Raw genomic sequence first — 24,625 nt, 5'->3', positions numbered from 1 at the left:
ATGTTTGAACTGAAGAGTTTGATCATGGCTCAGATTGAACGCTGGCGGCAGGCCTAACACATGCAAGTCGAGCGGTAGAGAGGTGCTTGCACCTCTTGAGAGCGGCGGACGGGTGAGTAATGCCTAGGAATCTGCCTGGTAGTGGGGGATAACGCTCGGAAACGGACGCTAATACCGCATACGTCCTACGGGAGAAAGCAGGGGACCTTCGGGCCTTGCGCTATCAGATGAGCCTAGGTCGGATTAGCTAGTTGGTGGGGTAATGGCTCACCAAGGCGACGATCCGTAACTGGTCTGAGAGGATGATCAGTCACACTGGAACTGAGACACGGTCCAGACTCCTACGGGAGGCAGCAGTGGGGAATATTGGACAATGGGCGAAAGCCTGATCCAGCCATGCCGCGTGTGTGAAGAAGGTCTTCGGATTGTAAAGCACTTTAAGTTGGGAGGAAGGGTTGTAGATTAATACTCTGCAATTTTGACGTTACCGACAGAATAAGCACCGGCTAACTCTGTGCCAGCAGCCGCGGTAATACAGAGGGTGCAAGCGTTAATCGGAATTACTGGGCGTAAAGCGCGCGTAGGTGGTTCGTTAAGTTGGATGTGAAAGCCCCGGGCTCAACCTGGGAACTGCATTCAAAACTGTCGAGCTAGAGTATGGTAGAGGGTGGTGGAATTTCCTGTGTAGCGGTGAAATGCGTAGATATAGGAAGGAACACCAGTGGCGAAGGCGACCACCTGGACTGATACTGACACTGAGGTGCGAAAGCGTGGGGAGCAAACAGGATTAGATACCCTGGTAGTCCACGCCGTAAACGATGTCAACTAGCCGTTGGGAGCCTTGAGCTCTTAGTGGCGCAGCTAACGCATTAAGTTGACCGCCTGGGGAGTACGGCCGCAAGGTTAAAACTCAAATGAATTGACGGGGGCCCGCACAAGCGGTGGAGCATGTGGTTTAATTCGAAGCAACGCGAAGAACCTTACCAGGCCTTGACATCCAATGAACTTTCCAGAGATGGATTGGTGCCTTCGGGAGCATTGAGACAGGTGCTGCATGGCTGTCGTCAGCTCGTGTCGTGAGATGTTGGGTTAAGTCCCGTAACGAGCGCAACCCTTGTCCTTAGTTACCAGCACGTTATGGTGGGCACTCTAAGGAGACTGCCGGTGACAAACCGGAGGAAGGTGGGGATGACGTCAAGTCATCATGGCCCTTACGGCCTGGGCTACACACGTGCTACAATGGTCGGTACAGAGGGTTGCCAAGCCGCGAGGTGGAGCTAATCCCACAAAACCGATCGTAGTCCGGATCGCAGTCTGCAACTCGACTGCGTGAAGTCGGAATCGCTAGTAATCGCGAATCAGAATGTCGCGGTGAATACGTTCCCGGGCCTTGTACACACCGCCCGTCACACCATGGGAGTGGGTTGCACCAGAAGTAGCTAGTCTAACCTTCGGGAGGACGGTTACCACGGTGTGATTCATGACTGGGGTGAAGTCGTAACAAGGTAGCCGTAGGGGAACCTGCGGCTGGATCACCTCCTTAATCGACGACCGCAGCTGCTCCATGAGCTCCCACACGAATTGCTTGATTCATTGAAGAAGACGAAAGAAGCAGCCAAAAGGGTTGTGGCTTGGTTGGTTAGAGCGCACCCCATGCTCTGTGGTAAAGAGCAGGGTGAGGTCGGCCTTAGTAGCTCGAAATTGGGTCTGTAGCTCAGTTGGTTAGAGCGCACCCCTGATAAGGGTGAGGTCGGCAGTTCGAATCTGCCCAGACCCACCAATTTTGTTATGGGGCCATAGCTCAGCTGGGAGAGCGCCTGCCTTGCACGCAGGAGGTCAGCGGTTCGATCCCGCTTGGCTCCACCACTACTGCTTCGATTGTATAAAGCTTAGAAATGAGCATTCCATCGGTTCGATGGTGAATGTTGATTTCTAGTCTTTGACTAGTTCGTTCTTTAAAAATTTGGGTATGTGATAGAAAGATAGACTGAACGTTACTTTCACTGGTAACGGATCAGGCTAAGGTAAAATTTGTGAGTTGCTCGTTGAGCAAGATCGAATTTTCGGCGAATGTCGTCTTCACAGTATAACCAGATTGCTTGGGGTTATATGGTCAAGTGAAGAAGCGCATACGGTGGATGCCTTGGCAGTCAGAGGCGATGAAAGACGTGGTAGCCTGCGAAAAGCTTCGGGGAGTCGGCAAACAGACTGTGATCCGGAGATGTCTGAATGGGGGAACCCAGCCATCATAAGATGGTTATCTTGTACTGAATACATAGGTGCAAGAAGCGAACCAGGGGAACTGAAACATCTAAGTACCCTGAGGAAAAGAAATCAACCGAGATTCCCTTAGTAGTGGCGAGCGAACGGGGACTAGCCCTTAAGCTTCTTTGATTTTAGCGGAACGCTCTGGAAAGTGCGGCCATAGTGGGTGATAGCCCTGTACGCGAAAGGATCTTAGAAGTGAAATCGAGTAGGACGGAGCACGAGAAACTTTGTCTGAATATGGGGGGACCATCCTCCAAGGCTAAATACTACTGACTGACCGATAGTGAACTAGTACCGTGAGGGAAAGGCGAAAAGAACCCCGGAGAGGGGAGTGAAATAGATCCTGAAACCGTATGCGTACAAGCAGTGGGAGCCCACTTTGTTGGGTGACTGCGTACCTTTTGTATAATGGGTCAGCGACTTATTTTCAGTGGCGAGCTTAACCGAATAGGGGAGGCGTAGCGAAAGCGAGTCTTAATAGGGCGTCTAGTCGCTGGGAATAGACCCGAAACCGGGCGATCTATCCATGGGCAGGTTGAAGGTTAGGTAACACTGACTGGAGGACCGAACCGACTACCGTTGAAAAGTTAGCGGATGACCTGTGGATCGGAGTGAAAGGCTAATCAAGCTCGGAGATAGCTGGTTCTCCTCGAAAGCTATTTAGGTAGCGCCTCATGTATCACTGTAGGGGGTAGAGCACTGTTTCGGCTAGGGGGTCATCCCGACTTACCAAACCGATGCAAACTCCGAATACCTACAAGTGCCGAGCATGGGAGACACACGGCGGGTGCTAACGTCCGTCGTGAAAAGGGAAACAACCCAGACCGTCAGCTAAGGTCCCAAAGTTATGGTTAAGTGGGAAACGATGTGGGAAGGCTTAGACAGCTAGGAGGTTGGCTTAGAAGCAGCCACCCTTTAAAGAAAGCGTAATAGCTCACTAGTCGAGTCGGCCTGCGCGGAAGATGTAACGGGGCTCAAACCATACACCGAAGCTACGGGTATCACGTAAGTGATGCGGTAGAGGAGCGTTCTGTAAGCCTGTGAAGGTGAGTTGAGAAGCTTGCTGGAGGTATCAGAAGTGCGAATGCTGACATGAGTAACGACAATGGGTGTGAAAAACACCCACGCCGAAAGACCAAGGTTTCCTGCGCAACGTTAATCGACGCAGGGTTAGTCGGTCCCTAAGGCGAGGCTGAAAAGCGTAGTCGATGGAAAACAGGTTAATATTCCTGTACTTCTGGTTATTGCGATGGAGGGACGGAGAAGGCTAGGCCAGCTTGGCGTTGGTTGTCCAAGTTTAAGGTGGTAGGCTGAAATCTTAGGTAAATCCGGGGTTTCAAGGCCGAGAGCTGATGACGAGTTACCCTTTGGGTGACGAAGTGGTTGATGCCATGCTTCCAAGAAAAGCTTCTAAGCTTCAGGTAACCAGGAACCGTACCCCAAACCGACACAGGTGGTTGGGTAGAGAATACCAAGGCGCTTGAGAGAACTCGGGTGAAGGAACTAGGCAAAATGGCACCGTAACTTCGGGAGAAGGTGCGCCGGTGAGGGTGAAGCACTTGCTGCGTAAGCCCACGCCGGTCGAAGATACCAGGCCGCTGCGACTGTTTATTAAAAACACAGCACTCTGCAAACACGAAAGTGGACGTATAGGGTGTGACGCCTGCCCGGTGCCGGAAGGTTAATTGATGGGGTTAGCTAACGCGAAGCTCTTGATCGAAGCCCCGGTAAACGGCGGCCGTAACTATAACGGTCCTAAGGTAGCGAAATTCCTTGTCGGGTAAGTTCCGACCTGCACGAATGGCGTAACGATGGCGGCGCTGTCTCCACCCGAGACTCAGTGAAATTGAAATCGCTGTGAAGATGCAGTGTATCCGCGGCTAGACGGAAAGACCCCGTGAACCTTTACTATAGCTTTGCACTGGACTTTGAATTTGCTTGTGTAGGATAGGTGGGAGGCTTTGAAGCGTGGACGCCAGTCTGCGTGGAGCCATCCTTGAAATACCACCCTGGCAACTTTGAGGTTCTAACTCAGGTCCGTTATCCGGATCGAGGACAGTGTATGGTGGGTAGTTTGACTGGGGCGGTCTCCTCCTAAAGAGTAACGGAGGAGTACGAAGGTGCGCTCAGACCGGTCGGAAATCGGTCGTAGAGTATAAAGGCAAAAGCGCGCTTGACTGCGAGACAGACACGTCGAGCAGGTACGAAAGTAGGTCTTAGTGATCCGGTGGTTCTGTATGGAAGGGCCATCGCTCAACGGATAAAAGGTACTCCGGGGATAACAGGCTGATACCGCCCAAGAGTTCATATCGACGGCGGTGTTTGGCACCTCGATGTCGGCTCATCACATCCTGGGGCTGAAGCCGGTCCCAAGGGTATGGCTGTTCGCCATTTAAAGTGGTACGCGAGCTGGGTTTAGAACGTCGTGAGACAGTTCGGTCCCTATCTGCCGTGGACGTTTGAGATTTGAGAGGGGCTGCTCCTAGTACGAGAGGACCGGAGTGGACGAACCTCTGGTGTTCCGGTTGTCACGCCAGTGGCATTGCCGGGTAGCTATGTTCGGAAAAGATAACCGCTGAAAGCATCTAAGCGGGAAACTTGCCTCAAGATGAGATCTCACTGGGACCTTGAGTCCCCTGAAGGGCCGTCGAAGACTACGACGTTGATAGGCAGGGTGTGTAAGCGCTGTGAGGCGTTGAGCTAACCTGTACTAATTGCCCGTGAGGCTTGACCATATAACACCCAAGCAATTTGTGAACTCGAAAGAGACCAGATTGCGGTGTGTGAAGACGAAACGAACCGAAAGTTCGAGAACGTCAGCGACAACACACAAACTATCGCATACCCATTCGCTGGAACGTGACCGCAAGGCACGCGCTGGCTACCGAATTTCTTGACGACCATAGAGCATTGGAACCACCTGATCCCATCCCGAACTCAGCAGTGAAACGATGCATCGCCGATGGTAGTGTGGGGTTTCCCCATGTGAGAGTAGGTCATCGTCAAGATTAAATTCCGAAACCCCTATCTGCTGACGCAGGTAGGGGTTTTGTTTTGTCCGCAGGAAAGTCATTGTGTGTTTCTATGCAACTGTCTTGCGCATGGCTATCATGCGGGCCTCATTATCAGGGCGCTGTCCGCATGCTCACGTTGCTAAAACTTCTGAAGGACGGTCGCTTCCATTCGGGGCAGGCGCTGGGTGTTGCACTGGGTATCAGCCGTAGTGCTGTATGGAAGCAGTTGCAGCACTTGGAGGCGGATTTAGGATTGTCTGTTCATAAAGTTCGAGGTAGGGGATATCAGTTGGCTAAGCCCCTGTTGCTTTTGGATTCGGCAGAAATCTGCGCAAAAGGCCTCCATGCATGGCCTGTCCATATATTTGACTCTATCGACTCCACTAACGCTGAGGCGTTGCGTTTCATCGAGCGTGGCGCGGCTGCGCCGTTCCTGGTCTTGGCTGAGCGGCAGATCGCGGGGCGCGGTCGTCGTGGTCGTAAGTGGGTCAGTCCATTTGCAGAGAATCTCTATCACAGCCTAGTGTTGCGCATTGATGGAGGGATGCGACAGATTGAAGGCCTGAGCTTGGTTGTCGGGCTCGCGGTCATGCATGTCTTGCGCGACATGGGCATCCCAGGGGTCGGGCTGAAATGGCCGAATGATGTCCTGGTGGGTAATAAAAAAATTGCTGGCATTCTGCTTGAGCTGGTAGGGGATCCTGCAGACGTTTGTCATGTCGTCCTGGGTGTTGGGATTAATGTGAACATGCAAGCGACTGATGAGGTTGATCAGCAATGGACATCTATGCGCCTCGAGGCAGGCAGGGATTTCGATCGAAATGAGCTGGTGGCACGATTGGGTGCGACGCTACAGCGATATCTGGCGCTTCATCATGCATCGGGGTTTGCAGCGATCCAGTCGGAATGGGAGCAATACCATCTGTGGCAGGGACGGGCTGTATCTCTGATTGCGGGTGTTAATAGAATCGACGGCATTGTGCTGGGCATTGATCACCAGGGTGCGCTGCGTTTGAAGGTAGATGGTGTGGAAAAAAACTTTAGCGGCGGTGAGCTCAGTTTGAGGTTGCGTGATGATTCTTGAGCTCGACTGCGGCAATAGCTTTATCAAATGGCGTGTTCTTCGCCCTGACGGGGTAACGCCGGTCGAAGGTGGAGTCGTTGGCTCTGACCACGATTTGTTGGCAAGCCTGAGTGATGCCGAGAAATTCCAGCTGGAGAAGTGTCGTCTTGTTAGCGTGAGAACTCTGGCGGAGACGGATGCGTTGGTCGCCTCGCTGGTTGATGTGTTCGGGGTGTCGGTCGTTCGCGCCGTGCCAGCCCGGGAGATGGCGGGTGTAAGAAATGGCTACGAAGATTATGAGCGGTTAGGCCTCGATCGGTGGCTTGCCTTGCTTGGTGGTTTTCATCTCGCTTCGGGGGCGTGCCTGGTTCTTGATTTTGGTACTGCTGTGACGGCGGATTTCGTAGCAGCGGATGGCGAGCATCTCGGAGGGTTCATTTGTCCTGGTATGCCTCTGATGCGCAATCAGTTGCGTACCCACACGCGAAAAATACGCTATGACGATATAGCTGCCGAGCGAGCTCATGAGAGTCTTGCGCCAGGTCGTGCCACTGTCGAGGCGGTGGAGCGCGGTTGCATGCTAATGCTCAGGGGGTTTGTCCTGACTCAGCTTGAACTGGCGCGGCAATATTGGGGAAAAGATTTCGTGGTGTTTCTTACGGGCGGGGACGCCAATCTGGTTTCTGGGGTCGTTCCCGATGCCAAGGTGGTACCTGACCTGGTTTTTGTCGGTTTGGCGATGGCGTGTCCTTTGTCCTGAGGTTTTTATGCGGTGGCTGTTTCTGTTGTTGCTGGTTTTGAATGTTTTCTATTACATCTGGCATCAGCAGGAGGCTCCGCTTCGTGCCAAGGATGTTACGCCGCTGAGTTTGTATCGCGGTTCGCAGCAGGATATTCATCTCTTGAGTGAAACGGCGGATGCCCTTGTGAGGCGTGATTCGGCCAGGTCTGGAGAGGGGCCTCAAAACTGTGTCTACCTAGGCGGCTTTGCTCGTCTGGAGCTGGCCAGGCAGCTGGAACAGCGTTTGGCGGCTTCGGGTGTCATAGGTCGGTTCGTGGCGTCGGGCTCACAGAATGTCCCTGATGGGGGTGGGTTCTGGGTTCTGGTTTCCCAGGAAAGCGCGGGAAAGGTGAATGAAACGCTGCTTCAAAACCTTTCTAAAGAATTCAATGAGTTAAAACATAAAATAATGCCATGCGAAGGGGTTGCACCCGCTGGGTAGTTTGCATAGAATGGCGCCCGCTTCGCAGCGAAGACCTTTTAAGGTAATCGATACGAAGTAGCGTCAACGCAGCTAACCTCAGGTTTTTAATGAGAAAATGCTTGACAGAAGGCTGGCATGATATAGAATGCCGGCTCGCTTAGGAGGGGTTCCCGAGCGGCCAAAGGGATCAGACTGTAAATCTGACGTCTACGACTTCGAAGGTTCGAATCCTTCCCCCTCCACCATTTTTAGCGTGAGCTGCAAGCTCCGCGGGTATAGTTTAGTGGTAGAACCTCAGCCTTCCAAGCTGATGATGCGGGTTCGATTCCCGCTACCCGCTCCAAGTTTGCAGGTTGTGCAAAGTGTTTTGCTCTTGTAGCTCAGTTGGTAGAGCACACCCTTGGTAAGGGTGAGGTCAGCGGTTCAAATCCGCTCAAGAGCTCCATATAACAAGGCAGATATGAAAATATCTGCCTTTGTTTTAATGGCTTGTGTGACTCGCTAAATTCTTCTCCTAGGGGTGATTTCGATGGCTAAGGAAAAGTTCGAACGTAATAAGCCGCACGTCAACGTCGGTACCATCGGTCACGTTGACCACGGTAAAACCACGCTGACCGCTGCTCTGACCCGCGTCTGCTCCGAGGTTTTCGGTTCGGCCAAGGTTGACTTCGACAAGATCGACAGCGCCCCGGAAGAGAAAGCTCGCGGTATCACCATCAACACCGCTCACGTTGAATACGATTCGGCCGTGCGTCACTACGCACACGTTGACTGCCCAGGTCACGCCGACTACGTAAAAAACATGATCACCGGTGCTGCCCAGATGGACGGCGCGATCCTGGTTTGCTCGGCTGCTGATGGTCCGATGCCACAAACCCGTGAGCACATCCTGCTGTCCCGTCAGGTAGGCGTTCCGTACATCGTTGTCTTCCTGAACAAGGCTGACATGGTTGACGACGCTGAGCTGCTGGAACTGGTTGAGATGGAAGTGCGCGACCTGCTGAGCACTTACGACTTCCCAGGTGATGACACTCCAATCATCATCGGTTCGGCTCTGATGGCCCTGAACGGCCAAGACGACAACGAAATGGGCACCACTGCTGTCAAGAAGCTGGTGGAAACTCTGGACAGCTACATCCCAGAGCCAGAGCGTGCTATCGACAAGCCGTTCCTGATGCCAATCGAAGACGTATTCTCGATCTCCGGTCGCGGTACTGTTGTGACTGGTCGTGTTGAGCGTGGCATCGTCCGTATCCAGGAAGAAGTTGAGATCGTCGGTCTGCGCGACACTCAGAAAACTACCTGCACTGGCGTTGAGATGTTCCGCAAGCTGCTCGACGAAGGTCGTGCTGGCGAGAACTGTGGCGTTCTGCTGCGCGGCACCAAGCGTGACGACGTTGAGCGTGGCCAGGTTCTGGTCAAGCCAGGCACCGTCAAGCCGCACACCAAGTTCACCGCAGAAGTTTACGTTCTGAGCAAGGAAGAAGGCGGTCGTCATACTCCGTTCTTCAAAGGCTACCGTCCACAGTTCTACTTCCGTACAACTGACGTGACTGGTAACTGCGAGCTGCCAGAAGGCGTTGAAATGGTAATGCCAGGTGACAACATTCAGATGACTGTTACCCTGATCAAGACCATCGCGATGGAAGACGGTCTGCGTTTCGCTATCCGTGAAGGCGGTCGTACCGTCGGCGCTGGCGTCGTAGCCAAAGTCATCGAGTAAACAGTTGTAATGTCTTTTTCGGGCCGGCATAATGGTCGGCCTGATTTTGTTTTAGGTCAGTAGCTCAATTGGCAGAGCGACGGTCTCCAAAACCGTAGGTTGGGGGTTCGATTCCCTCCTGACCTGCCAGATTCACTCAGTGTGTCTGGCTTTCTTTTCACAGGATCTTCATAGATGACTGCTAAAGCTGAAGCTCAAGGCTCTCGCTTCGATCTGCTCAAGTGGCTAGTGGTAGTCGCTTTGGTGGTTATTGGCGTTGTCGGCAATCAGTATTATTCTGCTTCGCCGATCCTGTACCGCGTACTTGCATTGCTCGCCATTGCTGCTGTTGCTGCCTTTGTAGGCCTGCAGACAGCCAAGGGCAAGTCTTTCTTTGTACTCGCTAAGGAAGCTCGCACTGAGATTCGTAAAGTCGTATGGCCGACTCGCCAAGAAACCACGCAGACCACGTTGATCGTTGTGGCTGTTGTTCTGGTAATGGCGTTGCTGTTGTGGGGGCTCGATTCCCTGCTCGGCTGGCTTGTTTCCTTGATTGTTGGCTAAGGGTGTCCCGTGGCTAAGCGTTGGTACGTTGTGCATGCTTACTCGGGTTACGAGAAGCATGTAATGCGCTCGCTGGTAGAGCGCGTAAAGCTGGCTGGCATGGAAGATGGCTTTGGCGAGATTCTGGTCCCCACTGAAGAAGTGGTTGAGATGCGTAATGGCCAGAAACGCAAAAGTGAACGTAAGTTCTTTCCAGGCTACGTGCTGGTACAGATGGACATGAACGAAGGGACTTGGCACTTGGTCAAGGATACCCCTCGGGTGATGGGCTTCATTGGCGGTACCGCCGACAAGCCTGCGCCGATCACGGATAAAGAGGCAGAAGCGATTCTGCGTCGTGTCGCTGATGGTAGCGACAAGCCGAAGCCGAAGACGCTGTTTGAACCAGGTGAGGTTGTACGTGTCACCGATGGTCCATTCGCTGATTTCAATGGCACGGTTGAAGAAGTTAACTACGAAAAGAGCCGGATCCAAGTGGCAGTGCTCATTTTCGGTCGCTCTACTCCGGTAGAGCTAGAGTTCAGCCAGGTCGAAAAGGTCTGATTGAACAGGTATCCCAACCCCGCAGCCCAAGGCTGTGGGGTTTTGTCGTCACTGGGATAAACGCGCAAGTAACCGGGGAGCCTTTCGAGGCGTTCGAACCCGTAATTGGAGTGCCTCATGGCCAAGAAAATTACCGCTTACATCAAGCTGCAAGTGAAGGCCGCTCAGGCTAACCCAAGCCCACCTGTTGGTCCTGCCCTGGGTCAGCACGGCGTGAACATCATGGAATTCTGCAAGGCCTTCAACGCCCGTACTCAGGGTCTTGAGCCAGGTCTGCCGACTCCAGTGATCATCACTGTCTACAGCGACCGTAGCTTCACTTTCGAAACAAAAAGCACCCCTGCTTCGGTTCTGCTGAAGAAGGCTGCAGGTTTGACCAGCGGTTCCGCTCGTCCAAACACCGTTAAGGTTGGCACCGTTACCCGTGCTCAGCTGGAAGAAATCGCGAAAACCAAAAACGCGGATCTGACTGCAGCTGATATGGATGCAGCCGTGCGTACTATCGCCGGTTCTGCTCGTAGCATGGGCCTTAACGTGGAGGGTGTGTAATGGCTAAGCTGACCAAGCGTCAAAAGGCTATCGCCGGCAAAATCGAAGCAGGCAAGGCCTACAACTTTGTAGACGCCGCCGCTCTGCTGGCTGAGCTGTCGACTGTCAAGTTCAGCGAGTCGTTCGACGTTGCTGTGAACCTGGGCGTTGACCCACGTAAATCCGACCAGGTCGTTCGTAGCGCTACCGTGCTGCCTCACGGCACTGGCAAGACCGTTCGTGTAGCTGTCTTCACCCAGGGCCCAGCAGCTGAAGCTGCTCTGGCTGCTGGTGCTGATCGCGTAGGCATGGACGATCTGGCTGCTGAAATGAAGGGCGGCGACCTGAACTATGACGTAGTGATCGCATCCCCGGATGCCATGCGCGTTGTAGGTCAGCTGGGTCAGATCCTCGGTCCACGTGGTCTGATGCCTAACCCTAAAGTCGGCACTGTAACGCCAGACGTAGCCACCGCGGTTAAAAACGCCAAGGCTGGTCAGGTTCGTTATCGCACAGACAAAAACGGCATCATCCACACCTCCGTTGGCAAGATCGGCTTCGACGCCGTCAAGCTGAAGGAAAACGTTGAAGCCCTGATCGCTGATCTGAAGCGCATCAAACCAGCTTCTTCGAAAGGTATCTACGTCAAGCGCGTTACCCTGAGCACCACTATGGGCCCAGGTCTGGTCATCGATCAGAGCTCGCTCGACGCGTAAGACTCAGGTTGGCGCGAGAAATCGTGCCAATCAACAAATTGGGGTCCCTGCCTGGCGGGGGCTGTCCAAGACCGTAGGCGACGCAAGTCTTAAACCACAAGCCTACGCAGATGGTGCTCCCGGTTCCTTACCGAATCAGACACCAAAACGACATTCGGTTTCGACCGGATGAAACGGTAACAAGCAGGAGTTAAACCCGTGGCAATTAAACTCGAAGACAAGAAGGCCATCGTCGCTGAAGTCAACGAGGCTGCCAAAGCTGCTCTGTCCGCTGTCGTGGCTGATGCCCGTGGCGTAACAGTAGGCGCTATGACCGGACTCCGTAAAGAGGCTCGTGAAGCTGGCGTTTACGTACGTGTTGTACGTAACACCCTGCTCAAGCGCGCCGTTGCTGACACTGAATACAGTGTCCTCAACGACGTGTTCACCGGCCCGACCTTGATCGCGTTTTCCACCCAACATCCAGGCGCTGCTGCCCGTTTGTTCAAGGAATTCGCCAAAGGTCAGGACAAGTTCGAGATTAAGGCAGCTGCGTTCGAGGGCAAGTTCCTCGCAGCTAACCAGATCGACGTACTGGCAACTCTGCCGACCCGTGACGAAGCAATTTCCCAGCTGATGAGCGTGATTCAAGGCGCAACCAGCAAATTGGCTCGTACTCTGGCGGCACTGCGCGACCAGAAAGAAGCTGCCGCAGCCTAAGGCTCGACACTCCTTTTCGCGTTTTTTGTTTATTTCGATGGTCGCGTAGGCCGTCCCCCAATCCAGGAATTTAGAGTCATGTCTATCTCTCAAAACGATATCCTCGAAGCCGTTGGCAACATGTCCGTAATGGAAGTTGTTGAGCTGATCAAAGCTTTCGAAGAAAAATTCGGTGTTACCGCTGCTGCTGCTTCCGCTGGTCCAGCTGTTGCTGCTGCCGTTGCTGAAGAGCAAACCGAATTCAACGTCATGCTGACCGAAGCTGGCGAGAAGAAAGTAAACGTGATCAAGGCAGTACGTGAGCTGACCGGTCTGGGCCTGAAAGAAGCCAAGGCTGTAGTTGACGGCGCTCCTGCCATGGTTCTGGAAGCTGTTGCCAAAGACGCAGCTGACAAAGCCAAGGCCGCTCTGGAAGAAGCAGGCGCTAAAGTCGAGCTGAAGTAAGCATCGACTTTGCGTCTCCAGCCCGAGCGTTAAGCGACAGGCTGATGGCTGGTGGCTTTTGCCACCGGCCTTTTTCCGTTATTGGCAGCCGACTGGGTCGGTGTCGATAGCGAGCTGTAACCACCCGATGTGGTGGCGCAAACCATGGGGTTTGCACGATTTTCTGGCTGCTCCCGTCGGGAGGGGCCAAACAAGCAGGTGACCAAGCTGGGGAACGCTGATGGCTTACTCATATACTGAGAAAAAACGTATCCGCAAGGACTTTAGCAAGTTGCCGGACGTCATGGATGTGCCGTACCTCCTGGCCATCCAGCTGGATTCGTATCGTGAATTCTTGCAAGCGGGAGCGACTAAAGATCAGTTCCGCGACGTGGGCCTGCATGCGGCCTTCAAATCCGTTTTCCCGATCATCAGCTACTCCGGCAATGCTGCGCTGGAGTACGTCGGTTATCGCTTGGGCGAACCGGCATTTGATGTCAAAGAATGCGTATTGCGCGGTGTTACTTACGCCGTACCTTTGCGGGTAAAAGTGCGCCTGATCATTTTCGACAAAGAATCGTCGAACAAAGCGATCAAGGACATCAAAGAGCAAGAAGTCTACATGGGTGAAATCCCCCTGATGACTGAAAACGGTACCTTCGTAATCAATGGTACCGAGCGTGTAATCGTTTCCCAGCTGCACCGTTCTCCGGGCGTGTTTTTCGACCACGACCGTGGCAAGACGCACAGCTCCGGCAAACTGCTTTACTCCGCGCGCATCATTCCTTACCGCGGTTCGTGGCTGGACTTCGAGTTCGACCCGAAAGACTGCGTATTCGTGCGTATCGACCGTCGTCGCAAGCTGCCTGCATCGGTACTGCTGCGTGCGCTCGGCTATACCACCGAAGAAGTGCTGGACGCGTTCTACACCACCAACGTCTTCCACGTGCAGGGTGAAAATCTCAGCCTGGAACTGGTGCCTCAGCGCCTGCGCGGTGAAATCGCTGTCCTCGATATCCAGGATGACAAAGGCAAGGTTATTGTCGAGCAGGGTCGCCGTATCACCGCTCGTCACATCAACCAGCTGGAAAAAGCCGGGATCAAAGAACTGCAAGTGCCGATCGACTACGTCCTGGGTCGCACCACGGCCAAGGTCATCGTGCATCCAGCCACCGGCGAAATCATTGCAGAGTGCAATACCGAGCTGACCACCGAGATCCTGGCGAAAATCGCCAAGGCCCAGGTCGTTCGTATTGAAACGCTGTACACCAACGACATCGATTGCGGTCCGTTCATCTCCGACACGCTGAAGATCGACTCCACCGGCAACCAGCTGGAAGCCCTGGTCGAAATCTATCGCATGATGCGTCCTGGCGAGCCGCCAACCAAGGATGCAGCCGAGACCTTGTTCAACAACCTGTTCTTCAGTCCTGAGCGCTATGACCTGTCTGCGGTCGGCCGGATGAAGTTCAACCGTCGTATCGGTCGTACCGAGATCGAAGGTTCGGGCGTACTGAACAAGGACGACATCGTTGCGGTCCTCAAGACCCTGGTCGACATCCGTAACGGCAAGGGCATCGTCGACGACATCGACCACCTGGGTAACCGTCGTGTTCGCTGCGTAGGCGAAATGGCCGAGAACCAGTTCCGTGTTGGCCTGGTGCGCGTAGAGCGTGCGGTCAAGGAACGTCTGTCGATGGCTGAAAGCGAAGGCCTGATGCCGCAAGACCTGATCAACGCCAAGCCTGTGGCTGCAGCGGTGAAAGAGTTCTTCGGTTCGAGCCAGCTGTCCCAGTTCATGGACCAGAACAACCCGCTGTCCGAGATCACCCACAAGCGTCGTGTCTCTGCACTGGGCCCGGGCGGTCTGACCCGTGAGCGTGCAGGCTTCGAAGTTCGTGACGTACACCCGACTCACTACGGTCGTGTATGCCCGATCGAAACGCCGGAAGGTCCGAACATCGGTCTGATCAACTCCCTGGCTGCCTACGCGCGCACCAACCAGTACGGCTTCCTCGAGAGCCCGTACCGCGTGGTGAAAGACGCCCTGGTCACCGACGAGATCGTGTTCCTGTCCGCCATCGAAGAAGCTGATCACGTGATCGCTCAGGCTTCGGCCACGATGAACGACAAGAAGGTCCTGGTCGACGAGCTGGTAGCTGTTCGTCACTTGAACGAGTTCACCGTCAAGGCGCCGGAAGACGTCACCTTGATGGACGTATCGCCGAAGCAGGTTGTTTCGGTTGCAGCGTCGTTGATCCCGTTCCTCGAGCACGACGACGCCAACCGTGCGTTGATGGGTTCGAACATGCAGCGTCAAGCTGTACCCACCCTGCGTGCCGACAAGCCGCTGGTCGGTACTGGCATGGAGCGTAACGTTGCCCGTGACTCCGGCGTTTGCGTCGTGGCTCGTCGTGGCGGCGTGATCGACTCCGTCGACGCCAGCCGTATCGTGGTTCGTGTTGCCGATGACGAAGTAGAAACTGGCGAAGCCGGTGTCGACATCTACAACCTGACCAAATACACCCGCTCCAACCAGAATACCTGCATCAACCAGCGTCCGCTGGTGAGCAAGGGTGATCGGGTTCAGCGCAGCGACATCATGGCCGACGGTCCGTCCACCGATATGGGTGAACTGGCGTTGGGTCAGAACATGCGCATCGCGTTCATGGCATGGAACGGCTTCAACTTCGAAGACTCCATCTGCCTGTCCGAACGTGTGGTTCAGGAAGACCGCTTCACCACGATCCACATCCAGGAACTGACCTGTGTGGCCCGTGACACCAAGCTTGGCCCAGAGGAAATCACTGCGGACATCCCGAACGTGGGTGAAGCTGCACTGAACAAGCTGGACGAAGCCGGTATCGTTTACGTAGGTGCTGAAGTAGGCGCAGGCGACATCCTGGTGGGCAAGGTCACTCCGAAAGGCGAGACCCAGCTGACTCCGGAAGAAAAACTGCTGCGTGCCATCTTCGGTGAAAAAGCCAGCGACGTTAAAGACACCTCCCTGCGTGTGCCTACCGGCACCAAGGGTACCGTCATCGACGTACAGGTCTTCACTCGCGACGGCGTTGAGCGTGATGCTCGCGCACTGTCCATCGAGAAGACTCAACTCGACGAGATCCGCAAGGACCTGAACGAAGAGTTCCGTATCGTCGAAGGCGCAACTTTCGAACGTCTGCGTTCCGCCCTGGTCGGCCACAAGGCCGAAGGTGGCGCCGGCCTGAAGAAGGGTCAGGAAATCACCGACGAAGTTCTCGACGGTCTTGAGCATGGCCAGTGGTTCAAACTGCGCATGGCTGAAGATGCTCTGAACGAGCAGCTCGAGAAGGCCCAGGCCTACATCGTTGATCGCCGCCGTCTGCTGGACGACAAGTTCGAAGACAAGAAGCGCAAGCTGCAGCAAGGCGATGACCTGGCTCCAGGCGTGCTGAAGATCGTCAAGGTTTACCTGGCAATCCGTCGTCGCATCCAGCCGGGCGACAAGATGGCCGGTCGTCACGGTAACAAGGGTGTGGTCTCCGTGATCATGCCGGTTGAAGACATGCCGCACGATGCCAATGGCACCCCGGTCGATGTGGTCCTCAACCCGTTGGGCGTACCTTCGCGTATGAACGTTGGTCAGATCCTTGAAACCCACCTGGGCCTCGCGGCCAAGGGCCTGGGCGAGAAGATCAACCGTATGGTTGAAGAGCAGCGCAAGGTCGCAGACCTGCGTAAGTTCCTGCACGAGATCTACAACGAGATCGGCGGTCGCAACGAAGAGCTGGACACCTTCTCCGACCAGGAAATCCTGGATCTGGCGAAGAACCTGCGCGGCGGCGTTCCAATGGCTACTCCGGTGTTCGACGGTGCCAAGGAAAGCGAGATCAAGGCCATGCTGAAACTGGCAGACCTGCCGGAAAGCGGCCAGATGCAGCTGTTCGACGGCCGTACCGGCAACAAGTTCGAGCGCCCGGTGACCGTTGGCTACATGTATATGCTGAAGCTGAACCACTTGGTAGACGACAAGATGCACGCTCGTTCTACCGGTTCTTACAGCCTGGTTACCCAGCAGCCGCTGGGTGGTAAGGCGCAGTTCGGTGGTCAGCGTTTCGGGGAGATGGAGGTCTGGGCACTGGAAGCGTACGGTGCTGCATACACTCTGCAAGAAATGCTCACAGTGAAGTCGGACGATGTGAACGGCCGGACCAAGATGTACAAAAACATCGTGGACGGCGATCACCGTATGGAGCCGGGCATGCCCGAGTCTTTCAACGTGTTGATCAAGGAAATTCGTTCCCTCGGCATCGATATCGATCTGGAAACCGAATAACACGTGACGCGAATCGAGAGCGGGGCTGTTTTGCCCGCTCTCTGCTCCGCCAGGAGGAAAGGCCTTGAAAGACCTACTGAATTTGCTGAAAAACCAGGGTCAAGTCGAAGAGTTCGACGCCATCCGTATTGGATTGGCATCGCCTGAGATGATCCGCTCGTGGTCGTTCGGTGAAGTTAAAAAGCCGGAAACCATCAACTACCGTACGTTCAAACCTGAGCGTGACGGCCTGTTCTGCGCCAAGATCTTTGGCCCGGTCAAGGATTACGAGTGCCTGTGCGGTAAGTACAAGCGCTTGAAACACCGTGGTGTGATCTGCGAGAAGTGCGGCGTTGAAGTTGCGCTGGCAAAAGTTCGTCGTGAGCGCATGGCGCACATCGAACTGGCCTCGCCGGTTGCCCACATCTGGTTCCTGAAATCGCTGCCGTCCCGTATCGGCTTGCTGATGGACATGACCCTGCGTGATATCGAGCGCGTTCTCTACTTCGAGAGCTATGTCGTTATCGATCCAGGCATGACCACCCTTGAAAAAGGTCAGCTGCTTAACGACGAGCAGTACTTCGAAGCGCTGGAAGAGTTCGGCGACGATTTCGATGCCCGCATGGGTGCCGAAGCTGTCCGCGAACTGCTGCACGCTATCGACCTGGAGCACGAGATTGGCCGTCTGCGCGAAGAAATTCCGCAAACCAACTCCGAAACCAAGATCAAGAAGCTGTCCAAGCGTCTGAAGTTGATGGAAGCCTTCCAGGGTTCCGGCAACCTGCCAGAGTGGATGGTGCTGACCGTTCTGCCGGTTCTGCCGCCAGACCTGCGTCCACTGGTTCCGCTCGATGGCGGTCGTTTCGCGACGTCCGACCTCAACGATCTGTATCGTCGAGTGATCAACCGTAACAACCGCTTGAAGCGTCTGCTCGATCTGTCCGCTCCGGACATCATCGTGCGCAACGAAAAGCGTATGTTGCAGGAAGCGGTCGATGCACTGCTCGACAACGGTCGTCGTGGCCGCGCTATCACCGGTTCGAACAAGCGTCCTCTGAAATCCCTGGCTGACATGATCAAGGGTAAGCAGGGTCGTTTCCGTCAGAACTTGCTCGGTAAGCGTGTTGACTACTCCGGTCGTTCGGTAATTACCGTAGGTCCGACCCTGCGTCTGCACCAGTGCGGTCTGCCAAAGAAAATGGCTCTGGAGCTGTTCAAGCCGTTCATTTTCGGCAAGCTGGAAATGCGTGGTCTGGCGACCACCATCAAAGCGGCGAAGAAGATGGTCGAGCGTGAGCTGCCAGAGGTCTGGGACGTTCTCGCTGAAGTGATTCGCGAACACCCGGTTCTGCTCAACCGTGCACCGACCCTTCACCGTCTGGGTATCCAGGCGTTTGAGCCGGTACTGATCGAAGGTAAGGCTATCCAGCTGCACCCGCTGGTCTGTGCTGCGTACAACGCCGACTTCGACGGCGACCAAATGGCCGTGCACGTACCGCTGACGCTGGAAGCCCAGTTGGAAGCGCGTGCGTTGATGATGTCGACCAACAACATCCTGTCGCCAGCCAACGGTGAGCCAATCATCGTTCCGTCGCAGGACGTTGTATTGGGTCTGTACTACATGACGCGTGAAGCGATCAACGCCAAGGGCGAAGGTCGTGTGTTCGCGGATCTGCAGGAAGTTGACCGTGTGTTCCGTGCCGGCGAAGCCGCACTGCACGCCAAGGTCAAGGTGCGGATCAACGAAACCGTGAACGATCGCGACGGCGGCAGCGTGACCAACACCCGTATCGTTGACACTACTGTCGGCCGTGCGCTGTTGTTCCAGGTTGTGCCAAAAGGTCTGTCCTTCGACGTCGTCAACCTGCCGATGAAGAAAAAGGCGATCTCCAAGCTGATCAACCAGTGCTACCGCGTGGTGGGTCTGAAAGAGACCGTGATCTTCGCTGACCAGTTGATGTACACCGGTTTTGCCTATTCGACCATTTCCGGCGTTTCCATCGGTGTTAACGACTTCGTTATCCCGGATGAAAAAGCCCGCATCATCGGTGCTGCTACCGAAGAAGTGAAAGAGATCGAAAGTCAGTACGCCTCCGGCCTGGTAACCCAGGGCGAGAAGTACAACAAGGTGATCGACCTCTGGTCCAAGGCGAACGACGAAGTGTCCAAGGCGATGATGGCCAACCTCTCGAAAGAGAAAGTCATCGACCGTCATGGCAACGAAGTCGACCAGGAATCCTTCAACTCGATGTACATGATGGCCGACTCGGGCGCACGGGGTTCTGCTGCGCAGATCCGTCAGCTCGCCGGTATGCGTGGCCTGATGGCCAAGCCGGACGGCTCCATCATCGAGACCCCGATTACCGCGAACTTCCGTGAAGGCTTGAGCGTACTCCAGTACTTCATCTCCACTCACGGTGCTCGTAAGGGTCTTGCGGATACCGCGTTGAAAACGGCGAACTCCGGTTACCTGACTCGTCGTCTGGTAGACGTTGCCCAGGATCTGGTCGTGACCGAGATCGATTGCGGCACCGAGCATGGCCTGGTCATGACACCGCACATTGAAGGCGGTGACGTGGTAGAGCCGTTGGGTGAGCGCGTATTGGGTCGTGTCATCGCCCGTGACGTATTCAAGCCGGGTACCGAGGACGTGATCGTTCCTGCGGGCACCCTGGTTGACGAGAAGTGGGTCGAGTTCATCGAACTCAACAGCATCGACGAAGTGATCGTACGTTCGCCGATCAGCTGCGAAACTCGCTACGGCATCTGCGCCAAGTGCTACGGTCGCGACCTGGCTCGTGGTCACCAGGTGAACATCGGTGAAGCGGTCGGCGTTATCGCTGCCCAGTCCATCGGTGAGCCGGGTACCCAGCTGACGATGCGTACGTTCCACATCGGTGGTGCGGCAAGCCGGACCTCCGCGGCCGACAGCGTTCAGGTGAAGAATGGCGGTACCGTCCGTCTGCACAACCTGAAGCACGTTGAGCGAGTGGATGGTCACCTGGTTGCTGTGTCCCGTTCCGGTGAGCTGGCCATCGCTGACGACTTCGGTCGCGAGCGCGAGCGCTACAAGCTGCCGTACGGTGCTGTGATTTCGGTGAAGGAAGGCGACAAGGTCGACGCTGGCGCCATCGTGGCCAAGTGGGACCCGCACACTCACCCGATCGTGACCGAAATGAAAGGTACCGTGACCTACGTGGGCATGGAAGAAGGCATCACGATCAAGCGTCAGACCGACGAATTGACCGGTATGACCAACATTGAAGTACTCGATGCGAAAGATCGTCCAGCTGCCGGCAAGGACATCCGTCCTGCTGTGAAGATGGTCGACGACAACGGCAAGGATCTGTTGCTGCCAGGCACTGACGTAATCGCTCAGTACTTCCTGCCAGCCAACGCCTTGGTCGGTGTTGCGGACGGTGCGCGGATCGCGATCGGTGATGTTATCGCTCGTATCCCGCAGGAAACTTCGAAGACTCGCGACATCACCGGTGGTCTGCCGCGTGTTGCCGACTTGTTCGAAGCCCGTCGTCCGAAAGAAGCCTCGATTCTGGCTGAAGTCAGCGGCACCATCGCGTTTGGTAAAGAGACCAAGGGCAAGCGCCGCCTGGTCATTACACCGAACGACGGTAGCGATCCGTACGAAGAGCTGATTCCGAAGTGGCGTCACCTGAACGTCTTCGAAGGCGAACAGGTAAACCGCGGCGAAGTTATCTCGGACGGCCCGAGCGATCCACACGACATCCTGCGTCTGCTGGGTGTGAGTGCGCTGGCCAAGTACATTGTGAACGAGATCCAGGACGTTTACCGTCTGCAAGGCGTGAAGATCAACGACAAGCACATCGAGACCATCCTGCGTCAGATGCTGCGTAAGGTCGAGATCGCTGAATCCGGCGACTCGAGTTTCATCAAGGGCGACCAGATGGAACTGACTCACGTACTGGTAGAAAACGAGCGCCTGGCGAATGAAGACAAGTTTGTCTCCAAGTTCACTCGCGTGCTGCTGGGTATCACCAAGGCGTCGTTGTCCACCGAATCGTTCATCTCGGCGGCTTCCTTCCAGGAAACCACTCGCGTACTGACCGAGGCGGCGGTAACCGGCAAGCGCGATTACCTGCGCGGCCTGAAAGAAAACGTGGTCGTGGGTCGTCTGATCCCGGCCGGTACCGGTTTGGCCTATCACAGCGAGCGCAAGCGTCGCCGTGATGCAGACAAGCCGTTGCGCGTAAGCGCCAGTGAAGTGGAAGCTGCACTGACCGAAGCACTGAACTCGAGTGGTAACTGAGTTCTGCGGTAATTGAGTGCCTGGCCCTGGTCACTCCGTTCGGCGGATCGAGACAAATTGTCGAGATCCGGCGGGCGGGGAGGTCGGGGCCTTGCCTTGACTGGGGACAAGATCCTCTTTAGACTCTTGATCCCCTAAATTTGGCGGGAATTCGTTCCTGCCATTTTGCTTTTCTTGTAAGACAATAGCGTCGCAAGACAACAGTGGAGCTAGTAGATGGCAACTATCAACCAGCTGGTACGTCAGCCGCGTAAGCGTATCGTCGAGAAATCCGACGTGCCTGCGCTGCAGAACTGCCCGCAACGTCGTGGCGTATGCACCCGTGTGTATACCACCACGCCGAAAAAACCTAACTCGGCACTGCGTAAAGTATGCCGTGTGCGTCTGACCAACGGTTTCGAGGTTTCCTCGTACATCGGTGGTGAAGGCCACAACCTGCAAGAACACAGCGTGGTACTGATCCGCGGCGGTCGTGTAAAAGACTTGCCAGGTGTTCGTTACCACACCGTTCGCGGCTCTTTGGATACTTCCGGCGTTAAAGGTCGTAACCAAGGTCGTTCGAAGTACGGTACCAAGCGTCCGAAATAATCGGCCGTTTAGCAGTTTTTAATTTTATTGAGTCGATAAGAGTAAGGTCGGGCAAGCATCTGCTGTCCCGGGCTAACCTGAAGACCGTTTGAGGGCTTATCAATGCCAAGACGTCGCGTAGCAGCCAAACGTGAGATTCTGGACGATCCGAAATACGGAAGCCAGATTCTCGCCAAGTTCATGAACCACGTAATGGAAAGCGGCAAGAAAGCCGTTGCCGAGCGTATCGTTTATGGCGCACTGGACAAAGTTAAGGAACGCAAGAACAGCGATCCCCTGGAAATCTTCGAGAAAGCTCTCGACGCCATCGCTCCGCTGGTCGAAGTGAAGTCGCGCCGTGTAGGCGGTGCTACTTACCAGGTTCCGGTCGAAGTTCGTCCGTCCCGTCGTAACGCCCTGGCAATGCGCTGGCTGGTAGACTTCGCCCGCAAGCGCGGCGAGAAGTCCATGGCTCTGCGTTTGGCTGGTGAACTGTTGGACGCTGCTGAAGGTAAAGGTGCTGCAGTTAAGAAGCGTGAAGACGTGCACCGTATGGCTGAAGCCAACAAGGCTTTCTCGCACTACCGCTTCTAATTTTAGCGTCACTCAATTTGCGAGGGCTTTATGGCTCGTACTACACCGATTAACCGCTACCGTAACATCGGTATCGTTGCTCACGTGGATGCTGGTAAAACCACCACCACCGAGCGCGTCCTTTTTTACACCGGCAAGAGTCACAAAATGGGCGAGGTGCATGATGGCGCCGCGACCACAGACTGGATGGTGCAGGAGCAGGAGCGTGGTATTACCATTACTTCCGCTGCTATCACCGCCTTCTGGAAAGGTTCCGAGAAGCAGTACCCGCACGAGCACCGCTTCAACGTTATCGATACCCCGGGCCACGTAGACTTCACCATCGAAGTTGAGCGTTCCCTGCGTGTACTCGACGGCGCTGTCGTTGTGTTCTGTGGTACTTCGGGTGTTGAGCCTCAGTCGGAAACCGTATGGCGTCAAGCCAACAAGTACGGTGTTCCACGTCTTGTTTACGTAAACAAGATGGACCGTGCCGGTGCCAACTTCCTGCGCGTGATCGGTCAGATCAAGCAGCGTCTGGGTCACACTCCGGTGCCGATCCAGCTGGCTATCGGTTCCGAAGACAACTTCCAGGGTCAGATCGATCTGATCAACATGCAAGCTGTCTACTGGAACGATTCCGACAAGGGCATGGTCCCTGTTCGCAAGGACATTCCTGCTGAACTGTTGGAAGAAGCCGAGCAATGGCGCAGCAACATGGTCGAGGCTGCGGCCGAAGCCAGCGAAGAGCTGATGAACAAGTACCTCGAAGGTGAAGAGCTCACCAACGAGGAAATCAAGGCCGCTCTGCGTCAGCGTACTATCGCTGGTGAGATCGTTCTGGCCGTTTGCGGTTCTTCTTTCAAGAACAAGGGTGTTCCCCTGGTTCTCGACGCCGTTATCGACTTCCTGCCTGCTCCTACCGACATTCCTGCTATCAAGGGTTCCAACCCGGATAACGAGGAAGAGGAAATGGAGCGTCACGCAAGTGACGATGAGCCGTTCGCGGCTTTGGCGTTCAAGATCGCTACCGACCCATTCGTGGGTACCTTGACCTTCGTCCGCGTTTACTCGGGCGTGTTGGCCTCCGGCGACGGCGTGATCAACTCGGTAAAAGGCAAGAAAGAGCGTGTGGGTCGTATGGTGCAGATGCACGCAAACGCCCGTGAAGAAATCAAGGAAGTGCGCGCTGGCGACATCGCGGCCTTGATCGGCATGAAGGACGTCACCACCGGTGAAACCTTGTGCAACGCTGACAAGCCAATCATCCTGGTTCGCATGGACTTCCCGGAGCCGGTTATTTCGGTTGCCGTCGAGCCTAAGACCAAGGACGACCAGGAAAAAATGGGTATCGCTCTGGGCAAGCTTGCTCAGGAAGACCCGTCTTTCCGCGTCAAGACCGATGAAGAGACTGGTCAAACGATCATCTCCGGCATGGGCGAGTTGCACCTGGACATCCTGGTTGACCGGATGCGCCGTGAGTTCAACGTCGAAGCCAACATCGGTAAGCCTCAGGTTTCCTATCGTGAGCGCATCACGAAGAACTGTGAAATCGAAGGTAAGTTCGTTCGCCAGTCCGGCGGTCGTGGTCAGTTCGGCCACTGCTGGATCCGTTTTGCTCCTGCTGATGAAGGTCAGGAAGGTCTGCAATTCGTGAACGAAGTCGTGGGTGGTGTGGTTCCTAAGGAATACATCCCGGCGATCCAGAAGGGTATCGAAGAGCAGATGAAGAACGGCGTTGTTGCCGGTTATCCGCTGATCGGCCTGAAGGCAACCGTGTTCGATGGTTCTTACCACGACGTCGACTCCAACGAGATGGCGTTTAAGGTGGCCGCTTCGATGGCAACCAAGCAACTGGCCCAGAAGGGCGGTGGTGAGTTGCTCGAGCCGATCATGGCGGTGGAAGTCGTTACGCCTGAAGACTACATGGGTGATGTCATGGGCGACCTTAACCGTCGTCGTGGCATGATTTTGGGTATGGAAGATACGGTTTCCGGCAAGGTCATTCGTGCCGAGGTCCCGTTGGGTGAAATGTTCGGTTACGCAACCGACGTTCGTTCCATGTCTCAGGGTCGCGCAAGCTACTCTATGGAATTCAAAAAATACAATACAGCTCCGTCGCATATCGTCGAGACTGTTACCAAAAAGCAAGGCTGATTCAGCCCCTTTAAGCTAGGAGTT

General features: G+C 55.0%; 15 protein-coding genes, 6 tRNA genes and 3 rRNA genes. All 24 read left to right on the top strand.

Annotated elements, in window-relative coordinates; translation table 11 throughout:
- The first annotated feature begins 6 nt into the window (after window positions 1-6).
- Window positions 7-1,543 (top strand): 16S ribosomal RNA (locus tag ACMTA2_RS29655).
- A 160-nt stretch (window positions 1,544-1,703) separates the two neighbouring features.
- Window positions 1,704-1,780 (top strand) — tRNA-Ile (locus ACMTA2_RS29650).
- 10 nt (window positions 1,781-1,790) lie between these two features.
- Window positions 1,791-1,866: transfer RNA gene (locus ACMTA2_RS29645), tRNA-Ala, on the top strand.
- A gap of 245 nt (window positions 1,867-2,111) precedes the next feature.
- Window positions 2,112-5,003: ribosomal RNA gene (locus tag ACMTA2_RS29640) — 23S ribosomal RNA — on the top strand.
- Window positions 5,004-5,160: 157 nt separating this feature from the next.
- A 5S ribosomal RNA gene (rrf, locus tag ACMTA2_RS29635) occupies window positions 5,161-5,276 on the top strand.
- Together the 16S, 23S and 5S rRNA genes with 2 tRNA genes alongside form the textbook arrangement of a ribosomal RNA operon.
- A gap of 133 nt (window positions 5,277-5,409) precedes the next feature.
- Complete coding sequence (gene birA / locus ACMTA2_RS29630; RefSeq protein ID WP_413792899.1) at window positions 5,410-6,366, top strand: bifunctional biotin--[acetyl-CoA-carboxylase] ligase/biotin operon repressor BirA; 957 nt, start codon at window positions 5,410-5,412, stop codon at window positions 6,364-6,366.
- Window positions 6,356-7,105 carry a pantothenate kinase gene (locus ACMTA2_RS29625; protein ID WP_413792898.1) on the top strand — a complete coding sequence of 250 codons (750 nt, stop codon included), beginning with the start codon at window positions 6,356-6,358 and terminating at the stop codon, window positions 7,103-7,105. The genes birA and ACMTA2_RS29625 overlap by 11 nt, the downstream gene beginning before the upstream one ends.
- Window positions 7,106-7,112: 7 nt before the next feature.
- Entirely contained in the window at window positions 7,113-7,568 is a 456-nt protein-coding gene (locus tag ACMTA2_RS29620) for a hypothetical protein (protein ID WP_413792897.1), read from the top strand.
- Window positions 7,569-7,710: 142 nt separating this feature from the next.
- A tRNA-Tyr gene (locus ACMTA2_RS29615) sits at window positions 7,711-7,795 on the top strand.
- 24 nt (window positions 7,796-7,819) lie between these two features.
- Window positions 7,820-7,893, top strand: a tRNA-Gly gene (locus ACMTA2_RS29610).
- A gap of 26 nt (window positions 7,894-7,919) precedes the next feature.
- Window positions 7,920-7,995, top strand: a tRNA-Thr gene (locus ACMTA2_RS29605).
- An 84-nt stretch (window positions 7,996-8,079) separates the two neighbouring features.
- A complete protein-coding gene (gene tuf, locus ACMTA2_RS29600) occupies window positions 8,080-9,273 on the top strand; it encodes an elongation factor Tu (RefSeq protein ID WP_003186103.1) in 1,194 nt (397 codons plus the stop codon).
- 53 nt (window positions 9,274-9,326) lie between these two features.
- Window positions 9,327-9,402 (top strand) — tRNA-Trp (locus ACMTA2_RS29595).
- 45 nt (window positions 9,403-9,447) lie between these two features.
- Complete coding sequence (secE, locus tag ACMTA2_RS29590; RefSeq protein WP_413792896.1) at window positions 9,448-9,816, top strand: preprotein translocase subunit SecE; 369 nt, start codon at window positions 9,448-9,450, stop codon at window positions 9,814-9,816.
- Between the two features lie 9 nt (window positions 9,817-9,825).
- Window positions 9,826-10,359 carry a transcription termination/antitermination protein NusG gene (nusG, locus tag ACMTA2_RS29585; protein WP_003186097.1) on the top strand — a complete coding sequence of 178 codons (534 nt, stop codon included), beginning with the start codon at window positions 9,826-9,828 and terminating at the stop codon, window positions 10,357-10,359.
- A gap of 117 nt (window positions 10,360-10,476) precedes the next feature.
- Window positions 10,477-10,908: a 50S ribosomal protein L11 gene (gene rplK / locus ACMTA2_RS29580; RefSeq protein WP_003176435.1), complete on the top strand. Its 432-nt coding sequence runs from the start codon at window positions 10,477-10,479 to the stop codon at window positions 10,906-10,908.
- Window positions 10,908-11,603, top strand: coding sequence for a 50S ribosomal protein L1 (rplA, locus tag ACMTA2_RS29575; protein WP_003186095.1), 696 nt, complete (start codon window positions 10,908-10,910; stop codon window positions 11,601-11,603). The genes rplK and rplA overlap by 1 nt, the downstream gene beginning before the upstream one ends.
- 198 nt (window positions 11,604-11,801) lie before the next feature.
- Complete coding sequence (rplJ, locus tag ACMTA2_RS29570; RefSeq protein WP_003206099.1) at window positions 11,802-12,302, top strand: 50S ribosomal protein L10; 501 nt, start codon at window positions 11,802-11,804, stop codon at window positions 12,300-12,302.
- Window positions 12,303-12,380: 78 nt separating this feature from the next.
- Complete coding sequence (gene rplL, locus ACMTA2_RS29565) at window positions 12,381-12,746, top strand: 50S ribosomal protein L7/L12 (RefSeq protein WP_007970414.1); 366 nt, start codon at window positions 12,381-12,383, stop codon at window positions 12,744-12,746.
- Window positions 12,747-12,966: 220 nt separating this feature from the next.
- Window positions 12,967-17,040 carry a DNA-directed RNA polymerase subunit beta gene (gene rpoB, locus ACMTA2_RS29560; RefSeq protein ID WP_413792895.1) on the top strand — a complete coding sequence of 1,358 codons (4,074 nt, stop codon included), beginning with the start codon at window positions 12,967-12,969 and terminating at the stop codon, window positions 17,038-17,040.
- A gap of 64 nt (window positions 17,041-17,104) precedes the next feature.
- Complete coding sequence (gene rpoC / locus ACMTA2_RS29555; protein WP_413792894.1) at window positions 17,105-21,304, top strand: DNA-directed RNA polymerase subunit beta'; 4,200 nt, start codon at window positions 17,105-17,107, stop codon at window positions 21,302-21,304.
- A gap of 216 nt (window positions 21,305-21,520) precedes the next feature.
- Window positions 21,521-21,892, top strand: a complete 372-nt coding sequence (gene rpsL, locus ACMTA2_RS29550) for a 30S ribosomal protein S12 (protein ID WP_003186084.1) — start codon at window positions 21,521-21,523, stop codon at window positions 21,890-21,892.
- Between the two features lie 102 nt (window positions 21,893-21,994).
- Window positions 21,995-22,465, top strand: coding sequence for a 30S ribosomal protein S7 (gene rpsG / locus ACMTA2_RS29545; RefSeq protein WP_003186074.1), 471 nt, complete (start codon window positions 21,995-21,997; stop codon window positions 22,463-22,465).
- Window positions 22,466-22,495: 30 nt separating this feature from the next.
- Window positions 22,496-24,601, top strand: coding sequence for an elongation factor G (gene fusA / locus ACMTA2_RS29540; RefSeq protein WP_413792893.1), 2,106 nt, complete (start codon window positions 22,496-22,498; stop codon window positions 24,599-24,601).
- Window positions 24,602-24,625: the final 24 nt, after the last annotated feature.

The organism is Pseudomonas medicaginis (assembly GCF_965119365.1).
In the GTDB taxonomy this organism is placed as follows: domain Bacteria; phylum Pseudomonadota; class Gammaproteobacteria; order Pseudomonadales; family Pseudomonadaceae; genus Aquipseudomonas.
This window is presented reverse-complemented; position numbering and strand designations above follow the sequence as displayed.